A 17,615-nucleotide genomic window follows, 5' to 3' on the forward strand; every position below is an offset into this window, starting at 1 on the left:
TCTAACGTCTAACGTCTAACGTCTTATGGATTTGGAATGACCAAAACCTGGTCTGGATGTATTACATCCGGATTTTTAAGGATATTGGTATTCGCTTCAAAAATTTGCTTGTACTTCATGGGGTCGCCGTAGTAGTGTTTCGCAATTTTACTTAAAGACTCTCCGCTTGCAACGGTGTGGCGGTGGTACACGGAATCGTCCGCTACAGTAATGTTGGCTTTGATGTCTGCAGCGTTTTCGCCTCCTATGGCTTTGATCTTGTCCCAGAGCAAATCCTTTTCGTAGGGTGTTTTTGCCTCCCCTTTTATTTTAAGCACGTTGCCTTCCTCCGTAACATTGCCATTTTGTATTCCTAGTTGTTCACCAAGATCTAAAACGCCTTGGTACTTTGCCTTAACACTCATACTATTTTTAATTTAACGGTTAATATTGTGACCCGAAAGATACTAATTATTGTACTAATTAAGATATAAAAAGGGTAAAGTCCCAACAGTTTTAGGGAAGCTCATAAATTGTATTTGTATTTAAGGATAATAGTTGTATTTTTGCACACCTTTTTTACGGCACGGTCAAGAGCGGGAAAGGGTATAAAAAAGCAAAATATAACAACTTCTATAATAGACGTTTAGCTCTTGGGTATTGTGGAATACAAATTAATAATCAGCAAATGGCTGAAGAAAAAAAACCAGCTGACGCGGTAGAAACTGCAACGGCAACCCCAGAAACTGCGGAAGTAGTTCAAGAAACGAAAGAACAGGCTCCTGTTCAAGACCCACAGGAATTTTTAGAAAACTTTAATTGGGAGAAGTACGAGCAAGGAATTGAGCGTGTTGACGATTCCAAATTAAAGGAGTTCGAAGAATTGGTGGCCGAAAACTTTGTAGATACTGCCGATGAGGAAGTAGTTACAGGAACGGTAGTATACATTACGGATAGGGAGGCGATCATTGATATCAATGCAAAGTCCGAAGGTGTTATTTCCTTGAACGAGTTCCGTTACAATCCAGATTTAAAAGTAGGTGATAAGGTAGAGGTGCTTATTGACATCCGTGAGGATAAAAGTGGTCAATTGGTACTTTCGCACAGAAAGGCACGTACGATTATGGCTTGGGACCGTGTAAACGCGGCGCACGATAAAGAAGAAATTGTTAGTGGTTTCGTAAAATGCAGAACTAAAGGTGGAATGATCGTTGATGTTTTTGGAATCGAGGCATTCTTGCCAGGTTCTCAAATAGACGTGAAGCCTATCCGCGATTACGACCAGTATGTAAATAAAACAATGGAATTCAAGGTGGTGAAAATCAACCATGAGTTCAAAAACGTAGTTGTTTCCCATAAAGCACTTATCGAAGCCGATATTGAGGAGCAGAAAAAAGAGATCATCAGTCAACTAGAAAAAGGACAGGTACTGGAAGGTGTTGTTAAAAACATTACTTCTTACGGTGTGTTCATTGATCTTGGTGGTGTTGACGGTCTCGTACATATTACAGACCTTTCTTGGAGTAGAATCAATCACCCGAACGAGGTGGTAGAGCTAGACCAAAAATTGAATGTTGTAATCCTTGATTTTGATGAAAACAAGTCTAGAATTCAATTAGGTCTTAAGCAATTGGAGAAGCATCCTTGGGAAGCCCTTAGTGATGAAATCAAGATTGGAGATAAAGTTAAAGGTAAAGTCGTTGTTATAGCCGATTACGGTGCATTTATCGAAGTGGTAGAAGGAGTCGAAGGATTGATCCACGTTTCTGAAATGTCTTGGTCTACGCACTTGCGTTCCGCACAGGATTTCGTAAAAGTAGGTGATGAAGTAGAAGCGGTGGTATTGACCTTAGATCGTGAAGATCGCAAGATGTCCCTTGGTATTAAGCAGTTGACGCCAGACCCTTGGACCGATATTACAACCAAATATCCTGTAGGATCCAAACATAGTGGTATCGTTAGAAACTTCACCAACTTTGGTGTCTTTGTAGAATTGGAAGAAGGTATCGATGGTCTTATCTATATCTCCGACCTTTCTTGGACGAAGAAAGTGAAGCACCCATCCGAGTTTACCAATGTTGGTGATACTTTGGAAGTTGAAGTGTTGGAGCTGGATGTTGATGGTCGTAAGCTAAGCTTAGGTCATAAACAGACTACGGAGAACCCATGGGACAAGTACGAGACAGAATTTGCCTTGGATACCGTTCATACGGCAACCATTACCGAAATCGTTGATAAAGGTGCTACCATAGACTTTAACGAGGATATCACTGCATTTATACCACAACGTCATTTGGAGAAAGAAGATGGTAAGAAGCTAACGAAAGGCGATGAAGCCGAATTCAAGATTATTGAATTCAATAAGGACTTCAAGCGTGTAGTAGCCAGTCATACCGCTATATTCAGGGAAGAGGAGCAACGTAACGTAAAAGCAGCTGTTAAAAGACAGGCGGCCAGCGCGGACGAAGCCAAACCTACCCTTGGTGATGCAAACGACGCTTTACAAGCATTGAAAGATAAAATGGAAGCGGATTCTAAGAAGAAGTAAGCTTTTAATTTATACCTATCAGAAGCCCCGGCCATTTTTGGTCGGGGCTTTTTTTTAGAATGAACTCTTCAAGAATATTTGAATGAATTCCCTATTTTTGTGATGCTAAATGCCCGATGGACAACTATGAGCCAAAAAGTATTACTCTCCTCAAAAGAAATAAACATCATCCTACATCGGTTGGCTTGTCAGTTATTGGAGAATCACCTGGATTTTAAAGACACCGTTTTAATAGGGCTGCAACCTAGAGGCGTATTTGTTGCGGAACGTTTGAACAAGATTTTACAAGAGGAGTACGGCGTTAAACATATAGATATCGGGGTGTTGGATATTACCTTTTATCGTGATGATTTTCGGCGGGGCGATAAAACCTTGGAAGCGACGAAAACCAAAATCAATTTTTTGGTAGAGGAAAAAAAAGTGGTCTTGATAGATGATGTTCTCTATACTGGCCGCAGTATCAACGCCGCTTTGACCGCGCTGCAGTCTTTTGGCAGGCCAAAGGAGGTGGAGCTTTTGGTGCTCATAGACCGTAGGTTCAGCAGACATTTGCCCATACAACCAAATTATAGGGGGAGACAGGTAGATGCGATCGATGGGGAAAAAGTAAAGGTGATGTGGAAAGAAAATGATGGGGAGGACGTAATTTATTTGATAAATAGGTAACAGTTATGAAGTTGTTCGAAGAACTTCTGGAAAATGAATCCGATTACGTAAGAACCGACGATTCCGTGATTATCCAATTTGGTGCCTTTGCTGGTTTGGATGAAATCCATATCTTGGATATGCGTCTTTTTGAGGAACTACCAGCCGAAATAGGCAGACATGACGGACATGAAGTTGCTATGGACGATACACATGGCACCTTATACTCCTATGGTAAGAATGCCGAAGCGTTGTTTAAGGCGATGCAACCTATTTTAAACGATTTTGATTTTTTGGATGGCGCAACCGTTCACTTGAGCTTTTTAAAGGAAGATAAAACAGTCTCGGAAATAGATTTTGAGTTTCTTGTGGGGAAACCAGGTAGCGAAACAAGACCTAAGCAATAAAATAAGAAAATGAGCGAACTGAGTGTGAACCACTTGTTGGGAATTAAATATTTGATGGAGTCGGATATTCAACTCATTTTTGAAACTGCAGACCATTTTAAGGAGGTTATCAATCGTTCCATAAAAAAAGTACCTTCTTTGCGCGATATTACCATTGCTAATATTTTCTTTGAAAACAGTACCCGTACCAAGCTTTCCTTTGAACTTGCCGAAAAGCGCTTGTCTGCAGATGTTATTAATTTCTCTGCCAGTCAGTCATCCGTAAAAAAAGGGGAGACATTGATTGATACCGTTAATAACATTCTTTCAATGAAAGTGGATATGGTAGTCATGAGACATCCTAATCCAGGCGCTGGAATTTTCCTGTCCAAACATGTTAAGGCATCTATAGTAAACGCAGGTGATGGGGCACACGAGCACCCTACCCAAGCGCTATTGGACTCTTATTCCATACGGGAGCGACTTGGAGATGTAGCGGGTAAAAATGTTGTCATTGTTGGAGATATTTTACATTCCAGGGTTGCGCTTTCCAACATATTCGCCTTAAAACTGCAAGGAGCCAACGTAAAGGTCTGCGGGCCCAAAACATTACTTCCCAAATATGTAGCGTCTTTGGGGGTCGGTGTGGAGACCAACCTTCGTAAAGCATTGGAATGGTGCGATGTGGCCAATATGTTGCGCATACAGAACGAGCGTTTGGATATCAGCTACTTTCCAACAACAAGGGAATATACCCAACAATTCGGGGTCAATAAACAACTCTTGGATAGTTTGGACAAGGAAATTGTAATCATGCACCCCGGACCTATAAACAGGGGTGTGGAGATTACCAGCGATGTGGCGGATTCCAAACAATCCATTATTTTGAACCAAGTAGAAAATGGTGTCGCCATTCGTATGGCGGTCATCTATTTGTTGGCTTCCAAGATTAAACAATAATACTATGATTTTTGACAAGGACGGAAATACAACTATCGTATACCAAGAGAAAATTCAATTACCTAGTTTTTTGGATAATATAAATAAGGCCTACGATAAGGTCAAGGACGATAACTTGATTCTTAATCTATTTTCTTTTGATAAGCTGAATGCCGGAGATGTGCTGGAGTTTTTGGAACTATCCAATAAGCACAAGGCGGACGGAAAGTCGTTCGTTATTGTTACCAATAAGGTTGCCTACGACGAAGTGCCAGAGGAAATAATGGTAACACCAACGCTACAAGAAGCGAAGGATATCATTGAAATGGAAGAAATAGAGCGAGACCTAGGCCTGTGAAGTTGACCATCCTCGGCTGTTATGCCGCCACCCCTAGAACACTTACCAATCCTACTTCCCAAGTTTTGGAGCTCAAGAACCAGATGTTTTTGATCGACTGTGGCGAGGGAACACAGGTGCAGTTGCGCAAGCATAAAATAAAGTTTTCCAGAATCAACCATATTTTTATTTCCCATTTGCATGGCGACCATTTTTTTGGGCTTCCGGGGCTTATTTCTACATTCAGGCTTTTGGGAAGGAAAAAGGAAATGCACATATACGGACCAAAAGGGATTAAGGAAGCAATAACTTTATTGTTGAAATTAGGTGATTCTTGGACAAATTATCCCTTGTACTTTCATGAGCTTACCTCTAAGGAGAGCGAATTGGTCTATGAGGATGACAAAGTAAGTGTGAAAACCATACCGTTGCATCATAGGGTCTATACCAACGGATTTTTGTTTAGCGAAAAACCAGGGGAGCGCAAACTGGATATAAATGCCGTTACAAGCTATGGTATAGATACCGCTTATTTTCAAAACATAAAAAATGGTCATGATGTAGTGTTGGATAACGGTGAGATTTTAGAAAATAAATTGCTTTCTTTTGATCCCCCAAAACCAAAGTCGTATGCTTTTTGTAGCGATACCGCTCATAAACCGGATATTGTTCCCATAATCTCCGGAGTTGATGTACTGTATCATGAAGCTACGTTTTTGGAGTCACAGGCAGACCTGGCCGTAAAGACCAAACATAGTACGGCAAGAGAAGCAGCTCTAATAGCTAAAGAAGCCAAAGTAGGAACCTTGGTGCTGGGCCATTACTCTACTAGGTACAAGTCCATCTCCCTTTTTAAGGAAGAGGCACAGCGGATTTTTGATAAGGTAGAGCTTGCCGATGATGGCAAGTGTTTTGAATTTTAAGGGGCACCTACTTTCTGTCCTTCAATAAACTTTTTTGAAAACCCAAATTCTTAGGCCTTAAATCCACTAGATTTCCCCAACTTTCATTATCTTGTTTTTTTAGTTTTAGTTATGCAAAAAGACTTAGGAGCTTATAGAAAATCTTACGAGAAAAGTGAATTGATAGAAGAAAATGTATCGGACAATCCCATGCAGCTTTTCCAGACTTGGTTTTATGAAACCGAACAATCGGATAACATAGACGAACCCAATGCGATGACCGTTTCTACGGTAGGTTTGGACGGTTATCCCAAAAGTAGGGTGGTGCTGCTTAAAAAGTATACCTACGAAGGTTTTATTTTTTATACCAATTACGACAGTGAAAAGGGTAAGGCTATAGCCAATAACCCCCACGTATGTATTTCATTTTTTTGGCCAGGACTGGAGCGTCAAGTCATTATTAAGGGCAAGGCCGGGAAAATAGCCGATAACCTGTCGGATGGGTATTTTGAATCTAGACCGGATGGCAGTAAACTAGGGGCGATAGTATCCGATCAAAGCTCGGTAATCCCTTCAAGAGATGTTTTGGAAAACAGACTAAAGGAGCTGGAAAAGAAGTACGAAGGCAAAGAAATCCTAAGACCCCAAAACTGGGGCGGTTACATTGTAAAACCTGTTTCTATGGAATTTTGGCAAGGGAGACCCAACAGGTTGCATGATAGAATACGGTACAGCCTTCAAGAAGATTTTGAATGGAAAATAGAGCGTTTGGCACCTTAAATTTTAGAGACAAGAGCCAAGAAATTGGAAAGTATAGAGAGGAAGGAAAGCATTTAATATGTTATTATGGCGAAAGTAAAAAGCGAGAAGTAATTAGAAATAAGTGAGAAGCGCAAAGTTGGAATGTTTTGCTCTAAACGTTATTTTGAATATCTAGAAAGCGTTTTTTTAACTGGTTTTATCGTATGAGGATTCAGTTTCGCTCTTTGGGAGGGATTATTGAATCTCTTTTATTTAAGCAAGAGAGCCAAGAAATTAGAGCCAAGAAATATGAACTAGGACAAAATGGTATTGGGATCTAATAGATCAAGTAGCTTCTTACCCGACATCCGCAGTCAAATTTCTTGAATATTTGATTAATTTGTGGGGTGTTCCCCTATAGAAGAGAACAGTATAAACTTTATTTTATGAAGAATCTACTTTTAATGCGCCACGGAAAATCTTCTTGGGAGCTCAAGGTAAGCGATGAGGACAGGGCCTTGTTGCAACGGGGAATCACCGATGCGAAATTGGTGGGCGAGGAACTCAGCTCCAAAGGATTGGAAATAGATTTTACATTTTCAAGTCCGGCCAACAGGGCGCTCCATACGGCAATGATCTGTTTGCGCCAGCTTAGGTTTCCGTTGGACCGTTTTAAGGTAATTCCGGAACTGTACGATTTTTCCGGAAACCATGTCATAGATTTTGTCAGAAGCCTATCCAACGACTTAAATACTGTTCTTATTTTTGGACATAACCATGCTTTTACGCATATTGCCAATTCGTTAGGGAGTCAGTACATAGAAAATGTGCCCACTAGCGGATTTGTGCACCTGAAGTTCCAGAATAAAACCTGGGCCGCTATCGAGAAGGGCACAACTGTACAAACCATTTTTCCAAAGCATTTAAAATAATGATAAAGAACAAGAACCAATACATAAACAGGGAAATAAGCTGGTTAAAATTTAATGAGCGTGTACTACAGGAAAGTGCAGATAAAAATGTGCCGTTAATAGAGCGCCTACGTTTTGCCGGAATTTTCTCCAATAATTTGGATGAATTTTTTAAAGTACGTTACGCCACGGTAAAACGTATCGTAGATGCCGGGAAGAAAGGAAAAAGCGTTTTAGGAGGGGAGATTGCAAAGGACCTGCTGGATGAAATCACCAAAATCGTCATCAAGCAACAGGCCAAGAGTATCGAAATTATTAGGGAGATAGAGAAGGAACTGGAAGATCAAAACATTTTTCTTATAACGGAGAACGAACTTTCCGAGTCTCAGGAAGAATTTGTGAAAAAGTATTTCCTTCAGAACGTAAGCCCTCAGCTTACTACTATAATTTTAAGTGATTATGCCGAGTTTCCTACGTTAAAAGATACGGCAGCGTATTTAGCCATACGTATGTTATTAAAGCCCGACGATAGAACAAGGGAGACCTCAAGAAAAATCGAAAAGAGGTTCGCGCTAATAGAGATTCCTAAGGGTATAGAACGTTTTGTGGTGTTGCCCAGGGATAGGGACAGGGATTATGTTATCATGTTGGATGACGTCATCAGGTTTTGCATGGACAGTATTTTTACGATGTTCGACTACAGTACTATATCCGCTCACATGATTAAGATTACAAGGGATGCCGAATTGGACATTGACAATGATCTTAGTAAAAGTTTCATAGAAAAAATATATTCTAGTGTAGAGGGCCGAAAGATCAGCGATCCCGTTCGCTTTGTTTACGATAAGAATATAGGAAAGGATACCCTGGAGTTTTTAAAGGAGAAGATGAACGTGGAGGATACGGATAGTGTTATTCCCGGAGGCAGGTATCACAATAAAAGGGATTATTTGAGTTTTCCAAGTTTAGGGCGACAAGATCTGTTATATGATAAAATTACCCCATTGCCCATAAAAGGGCTTAGTTTAGAAGGAAGTTTATTAGAGAAAATAGCGGACAAAGATTACTTGCTCTATACCCCCTACCAAACATTTGCCTACGTATTAAAATTTTTAAGGGAAGCAGCACTGGATCCCAAGGTAAAGACAATTAAAATTACGGTCTACAGGTTGGCAAACGACTCACAGGTTGCAGCATGTTTGTCCAATGCTGTCAAAAACGGAAAGCAGGTGACGTTGCAAATAGAACTGAGGGCACGCTTTGACGAGCATGCCAATATTCGTTACGCAGAGGAGCTACAGGCCGAAGGCGTAAAACTTATTTTTGGTGTTCCCGGCTTAAAAGTACATAGCAAGATATGTTTAATAGAGCGTGAAGAAGCTGGTCTAATGAGACGTTACGGCTTTATTAGCACAGGTAACTTTAATGAATCAACTGCAAAAATATATACCGATTATACCTTGTTTACGGCCAACGAACCTATTCTTAAGGAATTGAACAAGGTCTTTGATTTCTTTGAGACTACGTATAAAATCAACAAGTATAAACACCTGATCGTTTCGCCACATTACACGACAAAAGTGTTTAAGCAATTAATAGATCAGGAAATCGACAATGCGAAAGCGGGAAAAGAAGCTTTTATCAAAATAAAGATGAACAGCTTTACTTCGTATGATATGGTAGATCGATTATACAAAGCAAGCAATGCTGGTGTGAAAATTCAATTGATCATTAGAGGAATTTGTTGCCTTGTTCCTGGTGTAAAGGGAATGAGTGAAAATATAGAAGCGATCAGTATTGTAGATAAATTTCTAGAGCACCCTAGGGTATTTATTTTCTGTAATGATGGGGATACCAAGGCCTATATTTCCTCGGCCGATTTTATGACCCGTAATTTGGAAAATAGGGTAGAAGTGGGCTGTCCAATATATGATGAAGATGTAAAGCAGGAGCTTTTGGACACGTTTGAAATCTCATGGGCGGATAACGTGAAAGCACGGGTTTTTAATGAGGCACAGGATAATGCATACCGTAAGAACGATAAGGAAAAAGTACGTTCGCAGTTTGCTATGTATGACTATTATCTTGATAAGTTGAAGGATTAAAATGGTCCATTTTTGAAAATAAGAAAATTTGCGGCAATTGATATTGGCTCTAACGCTATACGTTTACTGACCCATAACGTTATAGAGGAGAATGGAAAACAAACTCAGTTTCGTAAAAGTACACTTATAAGGGTGCCAGTGCGTTTGGGGGAGGATTCGTTTACCGTTCGAGAAATTTCGGAACGTAACGTAGAACGGATGGTCAAAACCATGAAGGCGTTTAAGCTTTTAATGGAGGTGTCCGGTGTGGAGAACTACAGGGCCTGCGCTACCTCTGCAATGCGGGAAGCGAATAATGGTAATGAGGTAATAGCGACCATAGCCGCAGAATCCGGGATAAAGGTTGAGGTAATAGACGGTAAACAGGAAGCGGCAATCATTGCTGCTACAGACCTTAAAGAAATAATTAGGCCCGATCAATCATATCTGTATATAGATGTAGGCGGCGGTAGTACGGAGTTTACCTTGTTTGCCAATGGTAGGATAACACTGTCCAAATCTTTTAAGTTGGGAACTGTACGGCTTCTAAATGATATGGTAAGCGAAGGTACTTGGCAACAATTAGAACAGTGGCTTACTGCCCATGTTCGTAATGCTCATAAACTGTCTATAATAGGTTCTGGAGGTAATATCAATAAACTCCATAAGATGTCCGGCAGAAAAGAAGGTCAACCCTTGTCTTATATATGGTTGAATGCCCAATATCAATTTTTGGAGAGCCTTAGTTACGATGAGCGCATATCCGAACTCGGTTTAAATCCGGACAGGGCAGACGTGATTATTCCCGCCACCCGTATTTTTCTTTCTGCGGCCAAGTGGAGTGGAGCCAAAAAGATACACGTTCCTAAAATTGGATTGTCGGACGGCATTATTAAAGAATTGTATTATAGTCAATACAAAGTCTAACCATGTACCGTTTCCTTGGTGCCTAAATTTTTCATGATCTCCGCTTCGTACACCAATAGGTCTTCCCATTTTTGATTGACTTCTTTTAGGTCGCCGTATTTACGTGCAAATTTCAGGAACATAGTATAATGTCCCGCTTCGCTTATCATCAGTTTCCGATAAAATTCAGCCAGCTTTTTATCTTCCAGTTCTTCGGATAATAAACGAAAACGCTCGCAACTTCTGGCCTCGATCAATGCAGCATATAAAAGTCTATGAACGAGCTGTGTAGTTCTACTCCCTCCTTTTGGGAAGAATTTTACTAGTTCCAGTACGTAGTCATCTTTCCGGTCCCTGCCCAATGTTTGTCCTCGTTCCAAGATTAAATCGTGTACCATTTTAAAATGCCCCATTTCCTCCCTCGATAATGCTACCATTTCTTCGATCAGTTCTGGGTACTCCGGAAAAGATACGATTAGCGATATAGCGGTACTGGCAGCTTTTTGCTCACAGTAGGCATGATCGGTTAAGATTTCATCAATATTTTTTGCTACAATATTCACCCATCGTGGGTCCGTTGGTAGTTTTAGGCCTAACATAGTTTATAGTTTTGTAGGAAAGAACCCTTTCTTGTCAACATAAAGACTTCTTTACACCACAAAAATAAGGCTAAATGGCTTTTAATAATTAATTTTGAGAAACGGAATTCACAATCTAGTAAGAATGCACAAAAGCGAGGGGATTTACGAAATCTTAAGGAATAATGCGGATCAAGATGCAATGGATTGGCTAAATGGTAAAACAGCTACATTGGTGCATTCCAAATCTGCAAGGGCCTTGTTTATGACCTATAGCCAATTGGCCTCAAGGTTCGATAAAACAAGCGTTACAAAGTACAACGGCGATAGTAGCGATACCAGTTTCTATTTTAAATCTCATGGGGCGGATGTACTTCAATTATCAAGAATTTATCTCCTGGTCAAAGTACTAGAGACAGACCCCGTGTTTTATACCCCGGAAGTGGCTAAGATTATTGAGGTTGCGGACACAACGGAACTGGAAACTTTTTTACGGTACTTAACAATATTACCTGAATCTGAAAGTTTTAAACATGCGGCTGTAGAGGCGTTACGAACGAATATATCAATCATTTTTGATGCAATAACTTTAAATAACCCATATCCGGCTTTGTACTTTAATGATCAGCAGTGGAATCAAATGTACCTCAAAGCCGCTTTTATGGAGCGTGATTTAAGTATGATCGAGTCGGTCGATGAACGAGCTAACGCAGATTTGGCGAGGATAATTTCGGATTATGCGCATGAGCGTTGGGCGGCTTCAAGAAAGATAGATCCTATGTTTTGGAGACCTGTATCCAAATTTATGGACGACACCTTGCTTTCGGATATGGAGCGGTTAATGACAAGTGAGGATCCAGTTGAGAACAAAGCTGGTGCGCTTTGCTGTTACTTTTCGGAGGATAAAAGGGCGTTGGCATTGTTGGAAAAACATCAAAATTTAAAGGAGCAGATAGCTTCGAATAAAATAACTTGGAATACGTTAAAAAAATAGGCTATGGAAGATAAGATGATGATTATAGACCCGCACGTGCACATGAGCGCCCGCACAACGGACGATTATGAAGCTATGGCGGCAGCAGGGGTTGTCGCGGTAATAGAGCCTTCCTTTTGGTTGGGACAACCACGAACACAGGTTGGTTCTTTTCAAGATTATTTCAGTAGTTTGGTGGGTTGGGAACCTTTTAGGGCTTCCCAGTTTGGCATTAAGCACTACTGCACTATCGGTCTAAATTCCAAAGAAGCGAATAACGAAGCCTTGGCGGAACAGGTTATTGAACTGTTGCCCCTGTATTTGCATAAAGAGAATGTCGTGGCGATTGGGGAAATCGGCTACGATGATCAAACTCCGGCCGAGGATAAGTTTTTTAGAATGCAGTTGGATATGGCCAAGGAGCTTAATATGACCGTTCAAGTCCATACACCGCATCGCGACAAAAAAGCGGGTACCATAAAAAGTATGGAAGTTTGTTTGGAACATGGGCTGGATCCCTCAAATGTGATTATAGACCATAACAACGAAGAAACGGTAAAGGAAGTACTGGACAGAGGTTTTATTGCCGCGTTTACCATTTACCCCAAAACAAAGATGGGCAATGAACGGATGGTAGAAGTGGTCCGTAAATTTGGTAGTGATAATATTATCGTGGACAGCTCTGCAGATTGGGGCGTTAGCGACCCTATGGCAGTTCCCAAAACGGCATCTTTAATGTTACAGCGAGGAATTGCCAAGGCCGATGTCGTTAAAACTTGCTACCAGAACGCTTTGGATGCCTTTAGTAAGAATGGAAGGATGAAGGAGGAACACTGGTTGAACCCTAACGGGATAGATCAATCGCAATTGTTCAACGATAACAGTGTACTTCGCGGTCAGGTACCTAGAATAGACGAAAACCAAATACGCTAAGATGTCCAATAAACTTATGGGCTTGGCGCGTTTGTGCAGACCGGCCAATTTACCAACGGCCGCAGCGGATATCTTTGCCGGCATCGCTATTTCCTGTTTTTTTAGCGGAATCGCATCGGTAGATTTTTTTTTGGTGGATACGGGAACCATTGCGTTGTTAGTTTTTGCGTCCGTGTTCCTATACGCGGGCGGCGTGGTGCTGAACGATGTTTTTGATGCGAAATTAGATGCCGTAGAACGTCCGGAGCGTCCTATTCCCAGTGGTGTGGTTTCCGTTAAGGAAGCGGCTATTTTGGGAATTGTACTGCTGCTTTTGGGCTGTCTTTTTGCGAATTGGGTGTCGGATATGTCCGCCTCCATTGCCATTATTTTGGCGGCAACCATTTACATATATGACGTCATAGCCAAAAGCCATGCCTTCTTTGGCCCCCTTGTTATGGGACTTTGTAGGGGGTTGAATTTATTGTTGGGTATTTCTATTTTGGGCGAACTTCCCATCGTTTGGATAACGATTATCCCCGTGCTGTATATTTTTGCCATAACACTGATCAGTAGGGGCGAAGTCCATGGGGACAATAAAAAACATATCGCTTTGGCAGCGGTTGTGTATGCAGTGGTCATCGGGTTGATTGCAACCGGAATTGCCATCCATAGTACCAATTTACCTATTGCGGCACCGTTTTTAGTACTTTTCGCTTTCATGATTTATCGCCCTTTATTTAAGGCATATACCGATAATTCTCCCGAGCATATCAAAAAAGCGGTTATGGCGGGAGTCATTTCCTTAATTGTCATGGATGCCTGTTGGGCGGTGGGCTTCTCCAATTGGTATATCGGTTTGGGAGTGCTCTTACTTTTGCCCTTATCTTTAATGCTTTCTAAACTTTTTGCAGTAACCTAAGAACTATGCAGTTATCCGCTATCAAACAATCCTTTTCCGTTCATTATGAATACCAGTTGCTTTTTACGCAGGGTGTTTTTCATAGTGATAATCCATTGTTTTCCGATACCATTGCCAAGTACAGGCCCAAGGAAGCCGTGAAGCTTTTTTTTGTTATCGATAAGGGACTTGTAGACGCACATCCGCATATATTGAAGCAGATTAAGACCTATTGTGCCGCTTACCCCAATCAATTAAAACATACCCAAAGTATTGTTCTAAAGGGTGGCGAACAATCCAAAAACAGCACGGAGGCCATAGAAGCCGTATTGAAAGGGATCAACGACAATGCAATATGCAGACATTCCTTCGTTATTGCCATAGGTGGCGGCGCGCTTATAGATATGGCGGGCTATGCGTCCGCTATTGCGCACAGGGGTGTAAAATTGATACGTATACCCACCACGGTACTTTCCCAGAACGATGCTGCCGTAGGGGTCAAGAACTCCGTAAATATTTTCAATAAAAAGAATTTTCTGGGCACTTTTGCACCGCCGTTCGCTATCATCAACGATAGTGATTTTTTGACTACTTTGGAACAACGCGATTGGATTGCTGGAGTAGCAGAGGCCATAAAGGTGGCGCTGATCAAGGACAAGGATTTTTTCACCTACATTTCGGACAATGCCCTTGCCATCAAAAATCGGGATATGGAGGTGATGCACTATGTTATCTATAAATGTGCCGAAATGCACATGCACCATATCTCCCAAGGCGGAGATCCGTTTGAATCCGGCTCGTCCAGACCTTTGGATTTTGGACATTGGGCAGCACATAAAATGGAATACATGACCAACTATAGTTTACGCCATGGTGAGGCCGTTGCGAAAGGTATTGCCTTGGATGTAACCTATGCCCATTTGTTAGGACTGATTACCGAGGCGGATATGGAACATATTTTGGACGTGATGCTGACCATTGGGTTTGACCTTACGCTTCCTTTATCGTCCACCGCGGAGACAGACGAACTCTTGCGCGGCATTCAAGAATTCAGGGAACATTTGGGCGGGGAGCTAACCATTACCTTAATCTCCGGAATAGGTATCAAACACGATGTACATACCATAAATAAGGCTTTGATGATCCAAGCCATGGAAAAATTGAACCGGTTCTCTAAAGTAAACAGTTAATACAATGCTTGTAGATCAAACTTTTCATCTATCCTATTGTACCAATATACATCCCGGTCAGGATTGGCAGAACACCTTTAAAAGTTTAAAAGACCATGTTCCCACCATAAAAGCGGCCGTATCCGATTCTACTTCTTTCGGACTTGGTCTGCGTTTGTCCAATAAAGCAAGCGAAGAACTTGCCATGGGCGATCACATGATCGAGTTCCAAAAGTGGCTGAAGGAGAACGATGTGTATATTTTTACCATGAACGGTTTTCCTTATGGAAATTTTCATGACGAACGGGTGAAGGATTTAGTGCACGCACCGGATTGGACCACCAAAGACCGACTAACCTACACGACCCGACTGTTTGATCAGTTGGCAGTGTTGCTGCCGGAAGAACAGACCGGAGGAGTTTCTACTTCCCCTATTACCTATAAATACTGGCATAGGACCGAAGCCGAGAAACAACGAGCTTTTACCACGGGAGCGGAAAACATGGTGCGCGTAGCTAAGCATTTGTACGATATTGAAAATAATACCGGAAAATACCTGCATCTGGACATAGAACCGGAACCGGACGGACTGCTGGAGAACAGTGATGAGGTCCTTGATTTTTATGCGGATTATCTCGTGCCTATCGGTGTGGAAATGCTCAAAGACTCCTTGGGCAAGAATGCTTCCGAAATTGAAGCCCTGATCAAACGTTACTTAACCGTTTGTTACGATATCTGTCATTTTTCATTGGCCTACGAGGAACCGGAAGCTACTTTTGCCAAGTTCAAAAAAGCCAATATTAAGACGGGTAAAATTCAGGTTAGTGCGGCTTTAAAAATACTGTTCAACGGTAGTAATGAGGATGCCGTTTGGAGCCTACTGTCCCAATTTAACGAGCCTACCTACTTGCATCAGGTAACGGAGAAGAGAGATGACGCAGTAATTACGTACAACGATTTGCCTGTTGTTCTGGAAAAGAAAGGAAGTTTTAAGGAACTGCGCGCCCACTTTCATGTGCCTATATTCTTGGAGGCATTTGGTGCCCTTTCTTCCACCCAAGATCATATATTAAAGACCTTGGAATTTTTAAAGAAAGAGGCGATTACCCAACATTTGGAAATAGAAACCTATACATGGGATGTATTGCCTACTGATTTAAAGGAAGACCTAACCCCGTCCATTATACGGGAAATCAACTGGTTAAAAGAACGGTTGTGAGACAAAACTGGCCATAGGAATTTTCGCCGGCAACTAGTATATTAAGGGGCACAGTACGCCTACATGCTGGCTTGAATTTTTTAAAAAAAATATAGAAATTAACAGATGAAAAAGACCGTTGTCATCAATGTAGTGGGACTTACAAAACGTTTGATAGGCGAACATACGCCTTTCATTCAGTCGTTTTTGGATAAAGGCCGGTCAAACTATATAAAACCGGTGCTGCCCGCGGTTACATGTTCCGCACAATCTACCTATCTTACTGGTAAATGGCCTTCCGAGCACGGTATTGTTGGCAATGGATGGTATTTTAAGGAGGAGTGCGAAGTTAAGTTTTGGCGGCAATCCAACCACTTGGTGCAACAACCAAAAGTTTGGGATGCCCTAAAGGCCAAGGATGCCAGTTTTACCTGTGCCAATCACTTTTGGTGGTACAATATGTACTCTACGGTAGATTATAGCATTACGCCCAGACCAAATTATCTGGCCGACGGTCGTAAGATCCCCGATATTTATTCCCAACCTGCCGAACTGCGGGATACCATGCAGGACAGCTTTGGAACCTTTCCGCTTTTTGAATTTTGGGGGCCTAAAACCACCATTAACTCTTCTAAATGGATAGCCAATGCCGCCATCAGAACCGACGAACTTCATGACCCGACCCTAACGCTTATCTATCTTCCGCATTTGGATTATAATTTGCAGCGATATGGTTTGGATTTTAATATTATTTCCAAAGACTTATTGGAGATCGATAAGGTGGTAAAACAACTGGTACAGCATTACGAGAAATCCGGTGCCAATATCATACTATTGTCGGAGTATGGAATAACCAATGTAAGCCGGCCCATACATTTGAACAGGGTGTTGCGTACTAGCGGATACCTAAAGGTGCGTGTAGAACGTGGTCTGGAATTGTTGGATGCCGGTATCAGTGATGCCTTTGCCGTGGCAGACCATCAAATAGCGCATGTGTACGTAAAAAATAAGTCGGATTTGGCCAATGTCAAAGAACTTATCGCCAAGCAAAAAGGTGTAGAACAGGTGTTGTCCGGTGATGAAATTAGCGCTGAACATCTGCAGCACGAGCGTTGTGGGGACTTGGTCGTGGTGGCGGATGCCGATTCTTGGTTTACCTATTATTTTTGGTTGGACGATACCAAAGCACCCGACTATGCCCGTATGGTCGATATTCATAAAAAACCAGGCTATGACCCGGTAGAAATGATGACCGATCCTAAGGATAAACTGGTTATGGCGAAAGTTATTGGTAAGCTGATTAAAAAGAAGTTAGGTTTTAGAACCGTCATGGATATTATTCCGATAGACGCAACGTTGATAAAAGGTTCCCACGGTCGTATTCCAGAGGATACGGACGATTACCCAATTCTTATCGGTAATACGCTACTGGAAAGGGAAGAAGCTGTAATCAGTGCAATAGAGGTGTATAAAATAATTGAAGATCAAGTTCTAAACTAAGTTGGT

18 protein-coding genes are annotated in these 17,615 nt (G+C 41.6%); 16 read left to right on the top strand and 2 right to left on the bottom strand.

What is annotated here, in order from left to right:
* Positions 1–23 precede the first annotated feature (23 nt).
* Positions 24–404 (bottom strand): LysM peptidoglycan-binding domain-containing protein, encoded by a 381-nt coding sequence (locus tag ACFQZJ_RS06455; protein ID WP_379933200.1) that lies wholly within the window; start codon positions 402–404, stop codon positions 24–26.
* A 263-nt stretch (positions 405–667) separates the two neighbouring features.
* Here ACFQZJ_RS06455 and rpsA point away from each other — a divergent pair, with 263 nt between their 5' ends.
* From rpsA to ACFQZJ_RS06505, 10 genes are all read left to right on the top strand, one after another.
* Positions 668–2,527 carry a 30S ribosomal protein S1 gene (gene rpsA / locus ACFQZJ_RS06460; protein WP_379933202.1) on the top strand — a complete coding sequence of 620 codons (1,860 nt, stop codon included), beginning with the start codon at positions 668–670 and terminating at the stop codon, positions 2,525–2,527.
* A 126-nt stretch (positions 2,528–2,653) separates the two neighbouring features.
* Positions 2,654–3,193, top strand: a complete 540-nt coding sequence (pyrR, locus tag ACFQZJ_RS06465) for a bifunctional pyr operon transcriptional regulator/uracil phosphoribosyltransferase PyrR (protein WP_379933203.1) — start codon at positions 2,654–2,656, stop codon at positions 3,191–3,193.
* Positions 3,194–3,198: 5 nt separating this feature from the next.
* The gene (locus tag ACFQZJ_RS06470; protein WP_379933204.1) at positions 3,199–3,579 is read left to right on the top strand and encodes a hypothetical protein; all 381 of its coding nucleotides are present in this window, start codon (positions 3,199–3,201) and stop codon (positions 3,577–3,579) included.
* A gap of 9 nt (positions 3,580–3,588) precedes the next feature.
* Positions 3,589–4,518, top strand: a complete 930-nt coding sequence (locus ACFQZJ_RS06475) for an aspartate carbamoyltransferase catalytic subunit (RefSeq protein WP_379933206.1) — start codon at positions 3,589–3,591, stop codon at positions 4,516–4,518.
* 4 nt (positions 4,519–4,522) lie between these two features.
* Positions 4,523–4,855, top strand: coding sequence for a ribonuclease Z (locus tag ACFQZJ_RS06480; protein WP_379933208.1), 333 nt, complete (start codon positions 4,523–4,525; stop codon positions 4,853–4,855).
* The gene (locus ACFQZJ_RS06485) at positions 4,852–5,757 is read left to right on the top strand and encodes a ribonuclease Z (protein ID WP_379933210.1); all 906 of its coding nucleotides are present in this window, start codon (positions 4,852–4,854) and stop codon (positions 5,755–5,757) included. Before ACFQZJ_RS06480 ends, ACFQZJ_RS06485 begins: the two co-directional genes overlap by 4 nt.
* Positions 5,758–5,868: 111 nt before the next feature.
* Positions 5,869–6,516, top strand: coding sequence for a pyridoxamine 5'-phosphate oxidase (gene pdxH, locus ACFQZJ_RS06490; RefSeq protein WP_379933212.1), 648 nt, complete (start codon positions 5,869–5,871; stop codon positions 6,514–6,516).
* 407 nt (positions 6,517–6,923) lie between these two features.
* The gene (locus ACFQZJ_RS06495) at positions 6,924–7,409 is read left to right on the top strand and encodes a SixA phosphatase family protein (RefSeq protein ID WP_379933214.1); all 486 of its coding nucleotides are present in this window, start codon (positions 6,924–6,926) and stop codon (positions 7,407–7,409) included.
* The gene (gene ppk1 / locus ACFQZJ_RS06500) at positions 7,409–9,493 is read left to right on the top strand and encodes a polyphosphate kinase 1 (protein ID WP_379933215.1); all 2,085 of its coding nucleotides are present in this window, start codon (positions 7,409–7,411) and stop codon (positions 9,491–9,493) included. Before ACFQZJ_RS06495 ends, ppk1 begins: the two co-directional genes overlap by 1 nt.
* Before the next feature lie 12 nt (positions 9,494–9,505).
* Positions 9,506–10,399 (top strand): Ppx/GppA phosphatase family protein, encoded by an 894-nt coding sequence (locus ACFQZJ_RS06505; protein WP_379933217.1) that lies wholly within the window; start codon positions 9,506–9,508, stop codon positions 10,397–10,399.
* Here the strand turns inward: ACFQZJ_RS06505 and miaE are convergent.
* Positions 10,396–10,977: a tRNA-(ms[2]io[6]A)-hydroxylase gene (gene miaE, locus ACFQZJ_RS06510; protein ID WP_379933218.1), complete on the bottom strand. Its 582-nt coding sequence runs from the start codon at positions 10,975–10,977 to the stop codon at positions 10,396–10,398. The genes ACFQZJ_RS06505 and miaE overlap by 4 nt on opposite strands.
* 94 nt (positions 10,978–11,071) lie before the next feature.
* Between miaE and ACFQZJ_RS06515 the strand changes: the two genes are divergently transcribed.
* The 6 genes from ACFQZJ_RS06515 (at position 11,072) to ACFQZJ_RS06540 (ending at position 17,609) form a co-directional block, all read left to right on the top strand.
* Positions 11,072–11,950, top strand: coding sequence for an EboA domain-containing protein (locus tag ACFQZJ_RS06515; RefSeq protein ID WP_379933219.1), 879 nt, complete (start codon positions 11,072–11,074; stop codon positions 11,948–11,950).
* A gap of 3 nt (positions 11,951–11,953) precedes the next feature.
* Positions 11,954–12,862 carry a TatD family hydrolase gene (locus ACFQZJ_RS06520; RefSeq protein ID WP_379933220.1) on the top strand — a complete coding sequence of 303 codons (909 nt, stop codon included), beginning with the start codon at positions 11,954–11,956 and terminating at the stop codon, positions 12,860–12,862.
* A gap of 1 nt (position 12,863) precedes the next feature.
* A complete protein-coding gene (gene eboC / locus ACFQZJ_RS06525) occupies positions 12,864–13,763 on the top strand; it encodes a UbiA-like protein EboC (RefSeq protein WP_379933222.1) in 900 nt (299 codons plus the stop codon).
* A gap of 5 nt (positions 13,764–13,768) precedes the next feature.
* Complete coding sequence (locus ACFQZJ_RS06530) at positions 13,769–14,932, top strand: 3-dehydroquinate synthase (protein WP_379933223.1); 1,164 nt, start codon at positions 13,769–13,771, stop codon at positions 14,930–14,932.
* Positions 14,933–14,936: 4 nt separating this feature from the next.
* Positions 14,937–16,130 (top strand): metabolite traffic protein EboE, encoded by a 1,194-nt coding sequence (gene eboE / locus ACFQZJ_RS06535; protein WP_379933225.1) that lies wholly within the window; start codon positions 14,937–14,939, stop codon positions 16,128–16,130.
* A 105-nt stretch (positions 16,131–16,235) separates the two neighbouring features.
* Complete coding sequence (locus ACFQZJ_RS06540) at positions 16,236–17,609, top strand: alkaline phosphatase family protein (protein ID WP_379933226.1); 1,374 nt, start codon at positions 16,236–16,238, stop codon at positions 17,607–17,609.
* Positions 17,610–17,615: the final 6 nt, after the last annotated feature.

The organism is Maribacter chungangensis, from assembly GCF_042676845.1.
Classification (GTDB): domain Bacteria; phylum Bacteroidota; class Bacteroidia; order Flavobacteriales; family Flavobacteriaceae; genus Maribacter; species Maribacter chungangensis.

Excerpts from the sequence above, each read along its gene's own strand:
- ACFQZJ_RS06455 (WP_379933200.1), bottom strand. The coding sequence starts at position 404 with ATGAGTGTTAAGGCAAAGTACCAAGGCGTTTTAGATCTTGGTGAACAA.
- rpsA (WP_379933202.1), top strand. The coding sequence starts at position 668 with ATGGCTGAAGAAAAAAAACCAGCTGACGCGGTAGAAACTGCAACGGCA.
- pyrR (WP_379933203.1), top strand. The coding sequence starts at position 2,654 with ATGAGCCAAAAAGTATTACTCTCCTCAAAAGAAATAAACATCATCCTA.
- ACFQZJ_RS06470 (WP_379933204.1), top strand. The coding sequence starts at position 3,199 with ATGAAGTTGTTCGAAGAACTTCTGGAAAATGAATCCGATTACGTAAGA.
- ACFQZJ_RS06475 (WP_379933206.1), top strand. The coding sequence starts at position 3,589 with ATGAGCGAACTGAGTGTGAACCACTTGTTGGGAATTAAATATTTGATG.
- ACFQZJ_RS06480 (WP_379933208.1), top strand. The coding sequence starts at position 4,523 with ATGATTTTTGACAAGGACGGAAATACAACTATCGTATACCAAGAGAAA.
- pdxH (WP_379933212.1), top strand. The coding sequence starts at position 5,869 with ATGCAAAAAGACTTAGGAGCTTATAGAAAATCTTACGAGAAAAGTGAA.
- ACFQZJ_RS06495 (WP_379933214.1), top strand. The coding sequence starts at position 6,924 with ATGAAGAATCTACTTTTAATGCGCCACGGAAAATCTTCTTGGGAGCTC.
- ppk1 (WP_379933215.1), top strand. The coding sequence starts at position 7,409 with ATGATAAAGAACAAGAACCAATACATAAACAGGGAAATAAGCTGGTTA.
- miaE (WP_379933218.1), bottom strand. The coding sequence starts at position 10,977 with ATGTTAGGCCTAAAACTACCAACGGACCCACGATGGGTGAATATTGTA.
- ACFQZJ_RS06520 (WP_379933220.1), top strand. The coding sequence starts at position 11,954 with ATGGAAGATAAGATGATGATTATAGACCCGCACGTGCACATGAGCGCC.
- eboC (WP_379933222.1), top strand. The coding sequence starts at position 12,864 with ATGTCCAATAAACTTATGGGCTTGGCGCGTTTGTGCAGACCGGCCAAT.
- ACFQZJ_RS06530 (WP_379933223.1), top strand. The coding sequence starts at position 13,769 with ATGCAGTTATCCGCTATCAAACAATCCTTTTCCGTTCATTATGAATAC.
- eboE (WP_379933225.1), top strand. The coding sequence starts at position 14,937 with ATGCTTGTAGATCAAACTTTTCATCTATCCTATTGTACCAATATACAT.
- ACFQZJ_RS06540 (WP_379933226.1), top strand. The coding sequence starts at position 16,236 with ATGAAAAAGACCGTTGTCATCAATGTAGTGGGACTTACAAAACGTTTG.